16 protein-coding genes are annotated in these 14753 nt (G+C 74.8%); 7 read left to right on the plus strand and 9 right to left on the minus strand.

What is annotated here, in order from left to right; all coding sequences use genetic code 11:
• Positions 1 to 34: 34 nt before the first annotated feature.
• From GA0070623_RS00940 to GA0070623_RS00955, 4 genes are all read right to left on the minus strand, one after another.
• Complete coding sequence (locus GA0070623_RS00940; RefSeq protein WP_067309318.1) at positions 35 to 1042, minus strand: hypothetical protein; 1008 nt, start codon at positions 1040 to 1042, stop codon at positions 35 to 37.
• A 315-nt stretch (positions 1043 to 1357) separates the two neighbouring features.
• Complete coding sequence (locus GA0070623_RS00945; RefSeq protein WP_067309315.1) at positions 1358 to 2332, minus strand: hypothetical protein; 975 nt, start codon at positions 2330 to 2332, stop codon at positions 1358 to 1360.
• 410 nt (positions 2333 to 2742) lie between these two features.
• A complete protein-coding gene (locus GA0070623_RS00950; RefSeq protein WP_067309312.1) occupies positions 2743 to 2922 on the minus strand; it encodes a hypothetical protein in 180 nt (59 codons plus the stop codon).
• Between the two features lie 196 nt (positions 2923 to 3118).
• A complete protein-coding gene (locus GA0070623_RS00955) occupies positions 3119 to 3832 on the minus strand; it encodes a polyamine aminopropyltransferase (RefSeq protein WP_067309309.1) in 714 nt (237 codons plus the stop codon).
• Between the two features lie 264 nt (positions 3833 to 4096).
• On the opposite strand from GA0070623_RS00955, the gene eccB reads away from it, so the two are divergent.
• Positions 4097 to 5482, plus strand: coding sequence for a type VII secretion protein EccB (eccB, locus tag GA0070623_RS00960; RefSeq protein ID WP_067309306.1), 1386 nt, complete (start codon positions 4097 to 4099; stop codon positions 5480 to 5482).
• A gap of 69 nt (positions 5483 to 5551) precedes the next feature.
• On the opposite strand, the gene GA0070623_RS00965 is transcribed toward eccB, so the two are convergent.
• The 4 genes from GA0070623_RS00965 to GA0070623_RS00980 all read right to left on the minus strand — a co-directional run bounded on the left by GA0070623_RS00965 (position 5552) and on the right by GA0070623_RS00980 (position 9125).
• Positions 5552 to 6157 carry a class I SAM-dependent methyltransferase gene (locus GA0070623_RS00965; protein ID WP_067309303.1) on the minus strand — a complete coding sequence of 202 codons (606 nt, stop codon included), beginning with the start codon at positions 6155 to 6157 and terminating at the stop codon, positions 5552 to 5554.
• A 142-nt stretch (positions 6158 to 6299) separates the two neighbouring features.
• Positions 6300 to 6914, minus strand: coding sequence for a methyltransferase domain-containing protein (locus tag GA0070623_RS00970; protein ID WP_067309299.1), 615 nt, complete (start codon positions 6912 to 6914; stop codon positions 6300 to 6302).
• Positions 6915 to 7205: 291 nt separating this feature from the next.
• Positions 7206 to 8564 carry a hypothetical protein gene (locus GA0070623_RS00975; protein WP_067309361.1) on the minus strand — a complete coding sequence of 453 codons (1359 nt, stop codon included), beginning with the start codon at positions 8562 to 8564 and terminating at the stop codon, positions 7206 to 7208.
• 45 nt (positions 8565 to 8609) lie between these two features.
• Positions 8610 to 9125, minus strand: coding sequence for an NUDIX hydrolase (locus GA0070623_RS00980; protein WP_067309296.1), 516 nt, complete (start codon positions 9123 to 9125; stop codon positions 8610 to 8612).
• Between the two features lie 45 nt (positions 9126 to 9170).
• Between GA0070623_RS00980 and GA0070623_RS00985 the strand changes: the two genes are divergently transcribed.
• Genes GA0070623_RS00985 through GA0070623_RS01000 form a run of 4 tightly spaced genes read left to right on the plus strand, consistent with a single transcriptional unit; the run spans position 9171 to position 12357 of the window.
• Positions 9171 to 10085: a class I SAM-dependent methyltransferase gene (locus GA0070623_RS00985; RefSeq protein WP_067309293.1), complete on the plus strand. Its 915-nt coding sequence runs from the start codon at positions 9171 to 9173 to the stop codon at positions 10083 to 10085.
• Positions 10086 to 10127: 42 nt separating this feature from the next.
• Positions 10128 to 10547, plus strand: coding sequence for a YciI family protein (locus tag GA0070623_RS00990; RefSeq protein WP_067309289.1), 420 nt, complete (start codon positions 10128 to 10130; stop codon positions 10545 to 10547).
• A complete protein-coding gene (locus tag GA0070623_RS00995; RefSeq protein ID WP_067309286.1) occupies positions 10520 to 11833 on the plus strand; it encodes an RNA polymerase sigma factor in 1314 nt (437 codons plus the stop codon). Before GA0070623_RS00990 ends, GA0070623_RS00995 begins: the two co-directional genes overlap by 28 nt.
• Positions 11834 to 11862: 29 nt before the next feature.
• On the plus strand, positions 11863 to 12357 hold the full coding sequence (locus tag GA0070623_RS01000; RefSeq protein WP_067309283.1) for a type II toxin-antitoxin system PemK/MazF family toxin: 495 nt from the start codon (positions 11863 to 11865) through the stop codon (positions 12355 to 12357).
• 108 nt (positions 12358 to 12465) lie between these two features.
• Here the strand turns inward: GA0070623_RS01000 and GA0070623_RS01005 are convergent, their stop codons facing one another.
• On the minus strand, positions 12466 to 13116 hold the full coding sequence (locus tag GA0070623_RS01005; protein ID WP_067309280.1) for a GGDEF domain-containing protein: 651 nt from the start codon (positions 13114 to 13116) through the stop codon (positions 12466 to 12468).
• Between the two features lie 269 nt (positions 13117 to 13385).
• Between GA0070623_RS01005 and GA0070623_RS01010 the strand changes: the two genes are divergently transcribed.
• Both GA0070623_RS01010 and GA0070623_RS01015 read left to right on the plus strand, forming a co-directional pair.
• Positions 13386 to 13625 carry a DUF397 domain-containing protein gene (locus GA0070623_RS01010; protein ID WP_067309277.1) on the plus strand — a complete coding sequence of 80 codons (240 nt, stop codon included), beginning with the start codon at positions 13386 to 13388 and terminating at the stop codon, positions 13623 to 13625.
• A gap of 148 nt (positions 13626 to 13773) precedes the next feature.
• On the plus strand, positions 13774 to 14655 hold the full coding sequence (locus GA0070623_RS01015; protein ID WP_067309357.1) for a helix-turn-helix domain-containing protein: 882 nt from the start codon (positions 13774 to 13776) through the stop codon (positions 14653 to 14655).
• The last annotated feature ends 98 nt before the right edge of the window (positions 14656 to 14753 follow it).

Consider the following 14753-nt stretch of genomic DNA (forward strand, 5'->3'; position numbering starts at 1 on the left):
GGCGACGCCGGGCGCGGGCCGGGCCGGCTGCCCGTCAGCAGCCTGTCCAGCGGGCCGGGGTCAGCCGGCCAGTGTTGGTCCAGCCGACCACCGTGCCGTTGTCCGCGATCGCCTCGGACCCGAGGCTGGTGACGTCGACCGCTGCCGGCAGCCGCGTCAGTCGACCGTCGCGCCACACCGCCCGCGAGCCGAGCACCACCCCGTCGGGGGTCACGCCCTCCACCGAGCCCGCCGCCGGGTCGAGCATCGTGGTCGCGCCGGTGCGCAGGTTCCAGCGCACCGGCGCATAGCCGCCTTCCGCCTCGTCGCCCGCGCTACCGACCGCCCAGCCGCCCCGGGCCGCGGACACGTAGGCACTGGGCCGGCCGGGCACGGTGAGCAGGGTGAGCCGCCCGTCGGGACGCAGCACCCAACCCACGTACGACGACACACCGAGCGACTTTCGGCCGTAGCCGAGGACGGTGCCGTCGTCCAGTACCGCCATGGGGGTCGCGTCGGGCAGCACGTCGACCACCTCGACCGTGCCGGGCCGGTCCGCGGGCCAGCGCAACACGACCGCGCTCTCGGTGGCCTCCACCGCGCCGAACCCCACGATGTCGCCGCGTCCGTTGATGCCGGTGGCCCAGGCGCCGGAGACGGATCCCGGGACGACCAGGTCCGTCAGCCGACCGTCCTGGTAGCGCCAGGGCTGTGGTGCCGCGGTGACGAAGGCGTTGCCGGTCACCACGCCGGACGCGTTGACGCCCACCACCTGCTCGGCCAGCGCGGTGTCGACGGCGGTGACCCGGCCACCCCGCCAGAGCAGCAGCACCTGCTCCCACACCCCGTCGACGACCCGGCTGCCGATCCCGGCGACGAGGCGGCCGGCCGGATCCACCGCCTGGGCGCGGCCGAGGGCCACCCCGGTCGGCAACGGCAGCGGATGGATGGCGCAGAGCCGGGTGTCGGCCCCGCGTGGCCCGGCGGTGGCCGCACCGGGCAGACCCAGCACGACGGTGAGTAGTCCGATGGTGGCTCCGGTGAGTGCCCGGTGACGGATCATGGTGGCTCCGATCGGAGGTGGGGCGGGGAGGCCGCCTCCGGCCCGGTCGCGCCCCGTCGGCCGGGGGCGACCGGGGGCGCGGGTGGGACGGCGTACGGGCCGGGAATCCGACGCGGTCGATCCCCGACGACTTGTATGACGCCCGAGGCCCGAGCCGGGTTACGCGGTGTCCGAAACGCGACCGGGATCCGGTCGTGCGGGTCGTACCGGACACCGCTGGAGTCCGATCGACGGTCTTCATCCGGCCCCGGCTCGGGCTGACCGTCACCCACCTGCGGACCTACCGGTGTCGCCCGTCCACCGGTGATCCCGGGATCAGCAGCCGGTCCAGCGCATCGGGATGACCCGGCCGTCGTTGCGGAACCCGACGACGACGCCGGTGTCGGCGATGGCGCGGCCACCGGTGCCACCGGGCAGCACCCGTGAGGTGCCTCCCCGCGCTATGCGGTCGCCGCCGACGACCACCCCGTGCGCGTTGACGTCGGTGACCAGCTCCAACGCGTCGGCCAGCCGGGACCACGAGCGGTCCCGCAGATCCCAGCGCACGTTGATCCCATAGCCGCCGTCCAGGTAGGCCCGACCGACCGCCCAGTGGCCGGCCGCTGAATCGACCAGGGTGCTACGGGCGTCGGGCACGGTCAGGTCGGCCACCCGGCCGTCGGGCCGCCGGACCCAGGCCGTCTCCCGCGCGAAGTCGCCGCCGTTGCCGACGATGGTGCCGTCCTGGGTGATCGCCACCGGCAAGGGGTCGGTCCGTGGGACGTCCAGCGTCTCGACGGTGCCGGGCCGGGCGGCCGGCCACCGCAACGGGCGACGGTTGCCGGTGGCCGTCTCCTCGGCGACGCCGATGATGTCGCCGGCCTCGTTGATCGCCGTCGCGCCCGCACTCCGAGACGGTGGTACGGGAAGCGGGGTGAAAACGCCGTCCCGGTACGTCCAGGGGCGACCCTGCGCGTCGATCCAACCGTTGCCGACGACGACACCGCTGGAGTTGACGTCGGCGACGCTACTGAGCAGGGGCGACTCCAGGGTGGTGAGCCGGTCCCGGTCCCAGAACAGCAGGAGTTCCTGGTTGCCGGTGTCCTCGACCCGCAGCGCCGTGCCGGCGATGAACCTGCCGGTCGGGTCGATGGCCTCGGCGTCGGCCCGATAGACGTCGGGCGGGTAAGCCAGTGGGCGGACCGTGCAGGCGGACCCCGGCTGGCCGCGGACGACGGTGGCGGGGGACGCTGCCGCAGCCTCTGCCGATGCTGTCGCGGGTGCGGCGGCGATCAGGACGACAGCCGACATGCCCAGCGCGGTCAGAGCCCCACCGACTCTGCTTTCGATACTTCGTGACACGGGCATTCCCCTCCGGGATTCCGCTGCACGAGGGCGGACTGCGCGGTTGCCGTGCGTCGACGCCCCGTACGGGTTTCTGAGATGAATGCATCTTCATGGACTGATTCCTTAACTCAAAGCGACTGTCTGATTGCTTGCAGTGGTCGATGGCGCGAATCTTCGCCGTCCAGGGTCCAAGGTCCGCCCGACGGGCCGGAGCCGGCCGGAACGTCATCAACGGATGACCAGGCCGGAGGGCGGCATCCCGGACGACGGCAGCTCCCGGATCCGGTGGCCGAACCGGTGCCGCTGCTGTCGGCACCCGGCCGCAGGCACGGCTGATGGACGCGGCTCCCGACCGCTGGTACCCGTGAGACCGCCTAGCGGCGGCCGGCCGAGTGCCGGTGCACCGACTGCCGGCCCCGCAGGAACGCCAGCACGATCACCACGAGCAGCGCGACCAGACCGATGATGACCAGCCAGCGGACCGCCTCCAGCAACAGCCCGAGCAGGATGAGCGCGCCACCGACGACACCGACGACGAAGAGCATGGCCCGCATCTCGACCTCCTCTGACAGCACCGACCGGCCAGCCTTCCCGTTCCGTGCCGCGGTATGCCTCCCCGACCGGACCGGTCCGGTCCGGTCCGCGCCGGGGCAACTCCGGGGCGGCGGGGCCGGGCATGCCGGCGCTGTCGGGGTCGGGCAGGTCGGCGCTGCCGGTGCGGGCGGGTCGGCGGGCGCGGGCGGCGGGGATTCAGCGCCGGGCGACGTAGACCGTGTTGGCGGACTCGCCCCCGGTCAACGGGTTGGCGAACGTGACGACGTGGGCCTGCCAGGTCGGGAACACCTCGGCGAGGGCCCGGCCGAACGCGTCGTCCGGCGGATCGTCCGACCAGAGCGCGAAGACCCCGTCGGGCAGCAGCAGGTCGGCCAGGCGGCGCAGGCCGTCGGCGGTGTAGAAGGCGGCGTGGCGGGGGTGCAGCACGTGACGGGGGGAGTGGTCGACGTCGAGCAGCACCGCATGGAAGCGGCGGCCGGGCTGGTCCGGGTCGAAGCCGGTGCCGTCGGCGACGGCGGCGAAGAAGTCCGCCCGGACGAACCGGGTGCGCGGGTCGGGGGCCAGACCGGCGGCGAAGGGGAGCAACTGGCGGCGGTGCCAGTCGATGACGTCCTCGATCGTCTCCACCACCAGCACCGAGCGCACCCGGGCGTCCTCCAGGGCGGTACGGGCCGTGTAGCCGAGGCCGAGCCCACCGACCGCCACGTCGAGTGGCCCCTCGCCCAGCGGGGCCAGACCCAGCCGGGCCAGTTCGATCTCGGCGACCGGGAAGAGGCTGGACATCAGGTACTCGTCGTCGAGCTTGACCTCGTACACGTCGACGTCGAGGGCGGGATCCCGCCGCCGCCGCAGACTGATCGCGCCGATCGGGGTCTCCCGCCAGGCCAGTTCCTCGAATCGCGCGCCCACCCGGCCACCCTTTCCACCGTCGTCGTGCCGGGATGCTACCGGGACGACCGGTTCGGCCCGGCGTCGGCTCGCGGCGGCCCGGCAGGGCGCGTCGTCGGCTCGCGGTGGCCCGGCCCGGCGTCGGCTCGGGGCCGGTCGGCGGGGTGCCGTCGTCGGGCGACCACCGCGTCGACCCCCGACGGTCGCCGGTGTCCGCGACTCAGGGTCAACGGGACATCGACGCAGCGCATATCCTGTCCGCCGAGGACTCGCGGAAGGGACACCATGCCGTCGCGGCAGGACCAGCTCCACTCCTACCAGTTCACCGTGCAGCGGGCGGTCGCCGCCCTGGTCATGTGGGAGACCGACCCGGCCCGGTCGCCGTTTCGCCGGCTGGCCGGAGCGGGTCTGGCCAGCGTCCTGGTGGCGGCGATCGGCCTGGGTGGCTTCGCCCTCTACGGGCTGTTCGCCGGGGGCGGGTCGAGCTGGCGGGACACCGGCGCGGTGATCGTGGAGAAGGAATCCGGTGCCCGGTTCGTCTACCGCGACGGCCGGCTGCATCCGGTGCTCAACTACGCCTCGGCGCTGTTGATCGTCGGGGCCGACCGGTCCCGCACCGTGCTGGTGTCCCGCCGGTCCATCGAGGGGGTGCCGCGCGGGCTGCCGTTGGGTATCGCCGACGCGCCCGACTCCTTGCCGGCCCCGGGCCGGCTCTCCACCGCGCCGTGGACGGTCTGCTCCTGGGAACCGGCCGACACGGCCCGGGCCGCCCCCCGCTCGGCGTTGCTGATCGGCCGGGAGGCGGCCGGTGGGCGGCTGCTGGCCGAGGAGGCGGTGCTGGCCCGGCACCCGGACGGCGTCCTCTACCTGATCTGGCACCAGCGCCGGCACCTGGTGCGGGATCCCGCCCGGGTGCTCGCGGCCCTGGCCACCACCCGGGAACGCGCGGTCCCCGCCGCGCCGGCACTGCTCAACACCCTGCCGGTGGGTGTCGACCTGGCCCCGCCCGCGCTGGCCGGGCTGGGTGAGCCCTCGGCTGAGGTGGTCGGCGCGGTGATCGGGGAGGTCTACCTGGTCCGCAACTCCGGCGGCGGCCGACAGTACGCGGTCGCCGGGCGGGACGGCCTGGCCGGCATCACCGAACTCCAGGCGGCCCTGCTGATGGCCCGCACCGGCCAGGACGAACCGGAGCCGATCACCCTGGGTCGGTTCGCCGCGCTGCCCAAACTGCCGGACCTGGTGCAGACCGGGCCGACCGCCCCGCCACCGGCCCCGCCGCGACTGGCCGGTGCCGACGGTGGCGCGCTCTGCGCCCGGGTCGGCGACGACGCCGTGGTCCGGGACGTCCGGGTCGGCACGGCCGCGCCGGACCTCACCGCCGCCGCCCGCACCGTCGGCCGGGCGGGCGGGGTGCGCGTCGACCACGTGCTGGTCGAGCCGGGCCGGGGCGCGGTGGTCGAGTCGGTGGCCGCGCCGGACGCCGAGGGTGGCGCGGTGTCGGTGGTCACCGACCTGGGCCGCCGCTACGTGCTCGCCGACGCCGCGGTCCTCGGGATGCTGGGCTACCCGGGGGTCACGCCGATGCGGCTCCCGGCCGGCCTGGTCAGCCTGGTCCCCGCCGGCAGCACCCTCGACCCGGTGGCCGCCCGGTCGGTCGCCGCCCCGTCCTGACGACATCACCGACCTGCTCGACCTGCCCGGCGAGACCATCGCGGCGGACCCGGCACCGGTGGCCGGGGTTCAGTCGGGCGGGCGGCGCAGCAGGCTGACGGCGAAGTCCGCCTCCTCCCGCCAGGGGCGCAGGTCCCAGGTGGCGAAGCGCTGTTCGAGCCGGAGGCCGGCGGCGGCCACGTCGCTGTCGAAGTGGTCGAGCCGGTACCCGCGGTCGAGGCCGAAGCCGACCAGCGCCACCCCGTCGGGACGCAGGTGGGCGGCGACCCGGGCCAGCACTGTCGGTTCGGTGCCGGCCGCGACGAAGGCCATCACGTTGCCGGCGAGCACGGCGGCGTCGAAGGGCTCGGCCTCGCCGGCACCGGCGAGATCCAGCTCGGCGAGGTCGGCGACCAGCCAGCGCGGCCCGGGGTGGTCGCTACGGGCCGCCTCGACCAGGGCGGGGTCGGCGTCCACCCCGACCACCCGGTGCCCCCGATGGGCGAGCGCGGCGCCCACCCGTCCGGTGCCGCAGCCGGCATCGAGGATGCGGGAGCGGGGGGCCACCACCGCGTCGACCAGCCGGGCCTCGCCGGCCAGATCGGCCCCCTCGGCGGCGAGCTGACGGAACCGGTCGATGTACCACTGCGAGTGTTCGGGACCGGTCTCGGTCGCCCACCGGGTCGGGTTGGTCATGTCGCCACGGTAACCGGCGCGGCCGGGCGCTCGGGACACCTCGGGCCTCGGCGCACGCCGTCCGAGGTGTCGGTGGGGCGGGGCCCGAGGGGCGCTGACGGGCGGTGCCCGAGGGGTCGGCGGGACGGCGTCCCGCCGACGGTCAGGGCAGCCGGGCCACCGTGACGAACTCGTTGTAGGTGAAGACCTTGCCCATCGACCGGGGGAACGGGAAGGAGTACTGCTTGACGACCGTCATGCCCAGATCCCGGGCGGCCTGGGCGGCCTCGTCGAAGCCGACGAACCGGACGTGGGTCTCGTCGCTGGCGTACCCCCGCTCCTGCGGGGTGATGAAGACCGCGGTGCCGCCGGAGCGCAGGAACGGCAGGTAACCGGAGATCACCTCGAGCGCCGCCTCGGCGGGCAGGTGCTCCAGCAGGTGGGCGGCGAGCAAGGCGTCGAAGGCGCCCGGCCGGGCGTGCGGGGACTGGTGGAACTCCTCGATCGTGTACGCCTCCAGCCCGGCGGCCCGCGCGTGCGCCACCGACGTCGGGTTGTGGTCCACCCCGACCGCGCCCTCGCCCAGGTTGGCCAGGTTGCGGCCGAGGCCGCACCCGACGTCGAGGGTACGGCCCAGCCCGAGCCGTTGGAGGTTCCACCGGTACGGCGCCTGCACGTCGAGCACCTGCTTCCAGCGTGCGCCACCGAGGCGTTGCAACCGTTGGGTGTAGTCCTCACCCTCGGTGCCCGCCGCGGTGTCCTGCTCTGCTCGACTCATCGCCGGCCTCTCTGCCCGTCGCGGAAAACGTCGCCCTCCGGCAGGCGTGCGGGGGCACGCCGCCGGCCGGTGTCCGCGCCGACGCGGACACCCGAGAGATGCTACGGACCCGGACGGCCATCGTCAGCCCCCGCAGGCGGCGGGTTGGCACCGGAACGCGCCTGGTCACCCTGGGTCACCCGGACTCGACCCTGGGTGTGGCCGGTCCGGTGCCGTCGGTCGTCGAGCGGGTTCGCCGGCCGCCGCCCGGCCCGACGTGGGCAGCGGGTCAGGACGAGGAGACGTCGCCGCTCAGGCCGGCTCGGGCGGGTCGGCGAGATCGGCCTCCTCCGGTTCCCGGGGCGCGGCCACCCAGGCCGAGAAGACCGGCACCCCGTGCCACGGCCCCGTCGTGCCGTCGCGCTGGTCGGTGGCCACCGCCAGCACCGCGTACGGGTGGCCGAAACGCAGTTCGGCGGTCCGTCGGACACCTTCCGGCGGGAGACTGACCAGGGCGAACGCGCCGGTCACCGCAGCGGCCTCGAAGCCGTACCGGCCGTAGTGCGCCACCGCCGCCTGGCGGGCCTCGACGCCCACCTCGGTGCCGAGCAGTCCGCCCAGTGCCCGCGCCACCGCCGGGAACCCGAGCCCGGCGGCGGTCAGGTCGTGCTCGTCCCGGGCGGACCAGCAGGGCAGCACCGCGTGGTGCCGCTCCTCCCGACCGTCCCGGGCCGGGGTGCGGACCCGCTCCTCGCGCAGCGTGCCGAGCGGTCCCGCGCCGAGCGGCAGGTCGAACAGCGACCGGCGGGCCGGTTCACCGTCCACCGCCGCGCCGGCCAGTTCGTAGCCGGCGGCGAGGACGTCCGCAGGTGGGACCGTCGGGTCGGCGACGACCGAGAGCACCACCAGACCGGCGCCGTCACGTTCCACCGCCGGGGCGGCGTGCACCGCGACCTCCCCGGCCGCCCCGGTCGACGCGATCCAGACCCGGTGCCCGTGTTCGGGGGTACGCAGCGCCCGGGTGAGCCGTCCGGCCCAGGCGGAACCCGCCCGGCCCGCGTCGCCCCCGGCGGGTCGCCCCGGGCCGTCGGCCGGGCGGTCCGTCCCGGGGTCGTCGCCTGTCCGGTGCGTCCCCGGGCCGTCGGCCGGCCGGTCCGGGGCGTCCGGGTCGGGGCCGAGCGCCGCGCCGGGCACCAGGTCGAACGGGGTGGCCCAGGAGATCCGGGTGGCCAGGGCGCTGGCCAGCGCCACCAGCACCCGGGGGGAGACGGTCAGCGGGAACCGGTCGACCAGCCCGAGGGTGTGCCCGCGGGCCCAGCCGTCCAGGCCCGCCTGGTCGGGCAACGGGCCGGTGGTGGTGGCCCGGGGGAGTCCGTCCCACCATCCGGCCAGCCGCGCCGTGTCCGTGCCGGGGCGGTGCCAGACCGCGCTGGCCGAGGCCACCAGCGGGTGCGGTCGGTCCAGCAGCGCGGTGGCCGTCGCGGCGGCGGTCTCCCCGTCGACGCCGAGCACGTCGGCCAGCTCGGCCCGGTCCGCAACGGTCGCGGCGGGCGCGGCCAGGGCCAGCAGCAGCCAGGCGCCGAGCGGGGAGGCGACGTGGTGCCGGTCGCCGATGTCGGCGTGCAGCCGGGCGGCGTACCGGGCCAACGGGGCGTACGGGAGGGTCGTCATGTCCTCCACTGTGCCCATCGTCCGCGCCGCCGGCATCCCGGGGGGTCAGGACCAGAGCTCGAACGGCTCGTCGATCCGGTGGCCGGCGAGGAAGGCGGTGAGCAGCTCGGGCAGCCGACCCGGGTAGAACCGTTCGGTGCTGTCGACGATCTCGTCGGCGGTCCACCAGCGGAAGTCGAAGTAGTCCTCCACCTCGTAGTCGAGCCGGTCGGTGGCGTCGACGTCCGGCGCGGTGGCGTCGAGGCGTACCGTCAGCACCACCTCGTCCTGGACGTGCCGCAACCGCCGGTGGATGAAGCTGGCCCGCCGTCGCCAGGTCGGCGGGCCGAGCTGCCCGGCGGTGACCACGAAGCCGGTCTCCTCCCGCAGTTCCCGCAGCGCGGTCTGCGGGTACGTCTCGCCCGGGTCGACGCCCCCACCGGGCAGCTCCCACCAGGTGCCGAGCCGCGGATGCTCCGGGTCGCGGGTGTGGAAGAGCAGGATCAGGCCGTCCCGGTCGCGGACGACCAGCCGGACGGCGGTGCGTTCGATCACGGGCAGGTCCCGGGGCAGGTCGGTCACGGGTCTCCCTCGACGGGGCACCGCGCGGGCGGCGACGGTGCGACGATGGCGATCATGGTGGAGGTCTTCGGTGAGGTGGCGGCGGACTACGACGAGATCCGGCCCGGATACCCGGCCGCCCTCGCCGGGGCCATCCTCGCCTATCACGGCGGGCCACCCGCCCGGCTGGTCGAGGTCGGCGCGGGCACCGGCCTGGCCACCGCCCTGCTGGTCGGCCTCGTCGCGGCGGACGGCGGCGCCGCATCGACCGGCCGGGCGGCGGACCTGACCGGCCCGGGACCGGCCGTACCGGCGGGCAGGGAGTCGGGTGCAGCCGAAGCGGTGGCCCCGGGTCCGGCCCGGGTTACCTGTATCGAGCCCGACGCGCGGATGGCGGCGGTGCTGACCGCCCGGTTTCCCGACGTCGAGGTGGTGGTGACCCGGTTCGAGCAGTGGTCGCCACCGTCCGGTGGGGTGCCGCTGCTGGCCTGCGCGTTGGCCTGGCACTGGCTCGACCCGGCCACCCGCAACCGGCGGGCGTACGACGCGTTGGCCCCCGGCGGCACCCTGGCCGTCTTCGCCCACCGCTACGACTACGTCGACCCGGCCCGGTCGGCGGCCATCCGGGCGGCCTTCGAGTCGGTCGACCCGGTGCCGCACCACGACCAGCCGGAGGACTGGTTCCACACCGACATCACCGCCAGCGGGCTCTTCACCGACGTACGCACGGTGGCGTTCCGCCGGGCGGTGCCGCTGGACACGGCGGCGTACCAGCGGCTGGTCGGCACCTTCTCCCCGCAGTTGCGCCGGCCGCCGGAGCTGCGGGAACGGGTGTTGTCGGCGATCGGGGCGGCGGTCGACGGCTTCGGCGGTACGGTCACCCTCGACCTGCGGACCACCCTGGTGCTGGCCCGCCGGGCGGCCGGAGGGGAAACCGGTGGGCGGGTCGTGTCGATCCGGCCGGGTTCCCGTTCGACCTGAGGGTGAACGGGTCGACCGGCGGCCCGATGCTGAGGAGTGACGATGGCCAAGTACATGCTGATCATGCGGGGTACCGACGAGTCCTTCGCCGCGATGACGGAGACGCCCTTCGAGGAGATGCTGGAGACGATGGGGCGGTTCAACGAGGAGTTGATCCGGGCGGGCGTGCTGGTGGCCGCCGAGGGCCTGGAGGACCCGGCGCAGAGCGTGGTGGTCGACTACAGCGCGGACCCCCCGGTCGTCACCGACGGCCCCTACGGCGAGACGAAGGAGCTGTTCGGCGGCTTCTACCTGATCGACGTGGCGTCGAAGGAGGAGGCCGTGGAGTGGGCCCGGCGGATGCCGGCGGTGAGCGGCAGCAAGTGCGAGGTGCGCCGGGTGCCGGGCATCGACGAGTTCCCGCAGGACAACGAGTGGATCATCAGGGAGCGGGCGTGGCGCGAGCGGACCGGCCAGCTCTGACCCCGGTGACCGGCGACGGCCCGCCGAGCGCCGAGTCGGCACGGCGGGCCGTCGAGGCGCTCTGGCGGATCGAGTCCGCCCGGATCGTCGGGGCGTTGGCCCGCTACACCGGCGACTTCGCGCTCGCCGAGGACGTCGCGCAGGAGGCGGTGGCCGAGGCGCTGGTCGGCTGGGCGCGCGACGGCGTGCCGGCGAATCCGGTGGGCTGGCTGCTCACCACCGCCCGTCGGCGCGCGGTCGACGCCTTCCGTCGCCGGGCGGCCCGCGACGCCCGGTACGCGGTGCTCGCCGGTCAGCTCGCCGAGGGCACGGACGGGTCGTCGGCCGGTGACCTGCCGTGGGATCCCGACCGGATCGACGACGACGTCCTGGCGCTGATGTTCGTGGCGTGCCATCCGGTGCTCTCGGCCGAGGCCCGGTTGACCCTGACGCTGCGGGTGGTCGGTGGCCTGTCCAGCGCGGAGATCGCCCGGGCGCTCCTGGTGCCGGTGCCCACCGTCCAGGCGCGGATCACCCGGGCCAAGAAGACGATCGCCGCCGCGCAGGTGCCGTTCGCGCTCCCCGAACCGGCCCAGCGACGGGAGCGGCTCGGCGCGGTCCTGACCGTGCTCTACGTGATCTTCACGGAGGGGTCGACGGCGACGAGCGGTGACCGGCTGCTCCGCCCCGACCTGGCGTACGAGGCGATCCGGCTGGCCCGGACGCTGGCCGCGCTGCTGCCCGCCGAGCCGGAGGTGCACGGCCTGCTCGCCCTGTGCGAGCTGACCGCCGCGCGGTTCCCGGCCCGGGTCGACGCGGACGGCGCGGCGGTGCTGCTGACGGATCAGGACCGGCGTCGGTGGGACCGCTCGGCGATCCGCCGGGGCGTGGCCGCGCTCGCCCGGGCCGTGGCGCCGGGGCGGGGCCTCGGGCCGTACGGGTTGCAGGCGGCCATCGCCGCCTGCCACGCCACAGCCGGGTCGGTGGAGCAGACCGACTGGGCCCGGGTGGTGCTCCTCTACGAGGCCCTGGGCCGGGTGGCCCCGTCGCCGGTCGTCGAGCTGAACCGGGCCGTCGCGGTGGCCATGGCCGACGGGCCGCTGCCGGCGTTGGCGCTGGTGGACCAGGTGGCCGCCACCGGTCGCCTGGCCGGGTCGTACCTGCTGCCGAGCGTGCGGGGTGAGCTGCTCGCCCGGCTCGGTCGGCACGGCGAGGCGCGGACCGAGCTGGAGTCCGCCGCCCGGTGCTGCCGTAACGACCGTGAGCGGGCGGTGCTGCTGCGCAAGGTGGACGCCCTGGGCGGCTGATCGGGGCCGGGGGCGGTACGCTGCCCGCCGTGGCAGGTCTGTTGAGGAACGTGGCGACCCGGCTCGGCCGGATGACCGGCGTGGTCGGCGCGCAGCGGGGCACCGCCGGCCCGATCCCGGCCCAGCCGGCCCGGCGGCGGCAGGTCAGCGCCCTGCAACGACGGGAGCTGTCGTACGCCCCGGAGCCGGACGGGCAGGCCGACCCGGGGGAGATCGTCTGGACCTGGGTGCCCTACGAGGACGACCCGAAGCAGGGCAAGGACCGCCCGGTGCTGGTGGTCGGCCGCTCCAGCCGCACCCTGTTCGGGCTGATGCTCTCCAGCCAGAGCGAGCGGGACGGCCAGCGGCACTGGCTGGGGCTGGGGCCGGGGGAGTGGGACCGCGACGCGCGTCCCAGCTGGGTGCGGCTGGACCGGGTGCTCACCATGCGGGAGGACAGCATCCGCCGCGAGGGTGCGGTGCTGGACCGGGTGCGGTTCGACCGGGTGGGGCAGGCGCTGCGGTCCGGGTACGGCTGGCGCTGACCCGCCGCCCGCTCCGAACGGCCCGGGTCCGCTCACGGGTGGCCCCGCCGGAGCCGCTGGAAGGCGGTCGGCCGGGGTCCGACGTGGGTGTCGGCCCGGGGCCGCGTTTCAGCACTCGGCGAGGCGGGCCGCGTCGAGCAGTTGCCGGGGTGACTGCCGGCTGGTGACGCCCTTCGCCCGGTACATCGCGGCGTCGGCCCGGCACAGCGCGTCGGCCAGCTGGGTGGGACCGGTGACCGGGGCGAGCCCGACCGAGGCGGTGACCCGGACGCTGCACGGACCCAGCGGGATGGGGGCGGCCAGCGCGTCGCGCAGCCGCCGGGTGGCGTGGTCGATCCAGCGCCGGTCGACCGAGGGGCTGGCCAGCAGGCCGGCGAACTCGTCCCCGCCGAGCCGGGCGACCAGGTTGTCCCCGGCGAAGGCGGCCAGTCGTTGGGCGACGCTGATCAGTACCTGGTCGCCGGCGGCGTGCCCGTAGCGGTCGTTGACCTGTTTGAAGTCGTTGAGGTCGAGGACCACCGCGATGAGGGGTTGCCCGCCGGCGTCGGTGAGCAGCGTGGCGGCCAGCCGGTAGAAGGCTCTCCGGTTGGGTAGCCCGGTGAGCGGATCGTGGCTGGCGGCGTGCCGCTCGGCGGCGAGTTCGGCCTGGAGGTGCTCCAGTTCCGCCTCGGCCTGGAGTGCCCGGCGGCGTAGCTGCCACACCGAGACCAGGGCCCCGGCTGCGGAGACGCCGGACGCGACGGTCAACGGATCCGGCACGGGTCCTCCCTCGCGGTGTCGGCGTACGGTCCGGGCGGCGGCGGCCGTCGTGCCGCACCGGACCCTCGTTTCCCCAGGTGAATGCCCCCGGGGTGGTAACCCAAAGTGAACGGATAAGTACCGCGCACGTGCGTTATCATGCTCGCTGTCCGATGCAGATGCAATAGCAGATGCACGTGCATCACGGCCGAATCTGATGTCGCGCAGCCCTTCCAGCCCTGGACCATCCCCTCGCGACACCGGGTCCGAACCCCGACAGAAAGACATCCATGCAGCAGCCTGAGAACGGCGTCCCCACCACCCAGCTGCCCCCCCTGAGGTGGGAGAAGAGCCGGCGGAGCAACCCCAGCGGCAACTGCGTCGAGTTGGCCGAGCTACCCGGCGGCGCCGGCATCGCCATGCGCAACTCCCGCCATCCCGACGGGCCGGCCCTGATCTACACGGTGGACGAGATAACGGCTTTCGTCCTCGGCGCGCGGGACGGCGACTTCGACCATCTGATCGGCTAGTGTTCGACGGTCCCGCCCAGGGGACCGTGTTCGTCCGGAGGATGTTCACCTCACCGTCGGTCCATGGCATGCTTACTCGTCGGCCGGGCGGGGGCCGGGGAATCACGATCGGTCGTGGGCATTGTGCGGAGGGGCGGGGCACGTGACGATGGTTGCCGCCGAGGGGGGGCCGGCCACCGGTCCCACGGTGTTGCGGATGCTGCTCGGCGCGCAGTTGCGCCGGTTGCGGGAGGCCAGCGGTGTCACGCGTGAGGGCGCCGGCTGGGAGATCCGTTCCTCGGAGTCGAAGATCAGCCGGATGGAGCTGGGCCGGGTCGGCTTCAAGGAACGTGACGTCGCCGACCTGCTCACCCTCTACGGCGTCACCGCCGACGAGGAGCGCGGCGCGTTGCTCAAGCTGGCCCGGGACGCCAACAGCCCCGGGTGGTGGCACCGCTACGGCGACGTGCTGCCCGGCTGGTTCCAGTCCTATCTGGGCCTGGAGGCCGCCGCTGCGTTGATCCGCAGCTACGAGGTGCAGTTCGTCCCCGGCCTGTTGCAGACCCCGGAGTACGCCCGCGCGGTGGTCCTGCTCGGGCACCGGGGGGCGGCGGTGGACGAGGTGGACCGCCGGGTGGAGCTGCGTATGCAGCGTCAACAGCTGCTGCGCCGCGCCGACCCGCCGCAGCTCTGGGCGGTGATCGACGAGGCCGCCCTGCGTCGGCCGATCGGTGGCCGGGAGGTGAAGCGGGGGCAGTTGACCGCGCTGATCGAGGCGACCCGTTCGCCGCACGTCCGGCTGCAGGTCATCCCGTTCGACGCGGGCGGCCACGCCGCGGCCGGCGGGGCCTTCACCATCCTGCGCTTCGGCGACGACGACCTGCCCGACATCGTCTACATCGAGCAGCTGACCAGCGCGCTCTACCTCGACAAGCGGGAGGACCTGGACTACTACGCGGCGGCGATGGAACGGCTCTGCGTCGAGGCCACCCCGCCGGAGCGTACGCCGGAGGTGCTCACCCGACTGCGTGACGAGCTGTACCCGGAGTAACCGCACCACCGCTTCGCCGACCGCACCCGGGCGACCTCTACGATGGCGGAACCGCAGACAGTGGACGGACGCCATCACCCCCGGGATGGCACGGAGTC

This window comes from Micromonospora rifamycinica, assembly GCF_900090265.1.
GTDB classification, from domain to species: domain Bacteria; phylum Actinomycetota; class Actinomycetes; order Mycobacteriales; family Micromonosporaceae; genus Micromonospora; species Micromonospora rifamycinica.

Bases quoted from the DNA above. Each gene is read 5' to 3' on its own strand.
- GA0070623_RS00940 (WP_067309318.1), bottom strand. From the start codon at position 1,042: ATGATCCGTCACCGGGCACTCACCGGAGCCACCATCGGACTACTCACC.
- GA0070623_RS00945 (WP_067309315.1), bottom strand. From the start codon at position 2,332: ATGTCGGCTGTCGTCCTGATCGCCGCCGCACCCGCGACAGCATCGGCA.
- GA0070623_RS00950 (WP_067309312.1), bottom strand. From the start codon at position 2,922: ATGCGGGCCATGCTCTTCGTCGTCGGTGTCGTCGGTGGCGCGCTCATC.
- eccB (WP_067309306.1), top strand. From the start codon at position 4,097: ATGCCGTCGCGGCAGGACCAGCTCCACTCCTACCAGTTCACCGTGCAG.
- GA0070623_RS00965 (WP_067309303.1), bottom strand. From the start codon at position 6,157: ATGACCAACCCGACCCGGTGGGCGACCGAGACCGGTCCCGAACACTCG.
- GA0070623_RS00970 (WP_067309299.1), bottom strand. From the start codon at position 6,914: ATGAGTCGAGCAGAGCAGGACACCGCGGCGGGCACCGAGGGTGAGGAC.
- GA0070623_RS00975 (WP_067309361.1), bottom strand. From the start codon at position 8,564: ATGACGACCCTCCCGTACGCCCCGTTGGCCCGGTACGCCGCCCGGCTG.
- GA0070623_RS00985 (WP_067309293.1), top strand. From the start codon at position 9,171: ATGGCGATCATGGTGGAGGTCTTCGGTGAGGTGGCGGCGGACTACGAC.
- GA0070623_RS00990 (WP_067309289.1), top strand. From the start codon at position 10,128: ATGGCCAAGTACATGCTGATCATGCGGGGTACCGACGAGTCCTTCGCC.
- GA0070623_RS01010 (WP_067309277.1), top strand. From the start codon at position 13,386: ATGCAGCAGCCTGAGAACGGCGTCCCCACCACCCAGCTGCCCCCCCTG.
- GA0070623_RS01015 (WP_067309357.1), top strand. From the start codon at position 13,774: ATGGTTGCCGCCGAGGGGGGGCCGGCCACCGGTCCCACGGTGTTGCGG.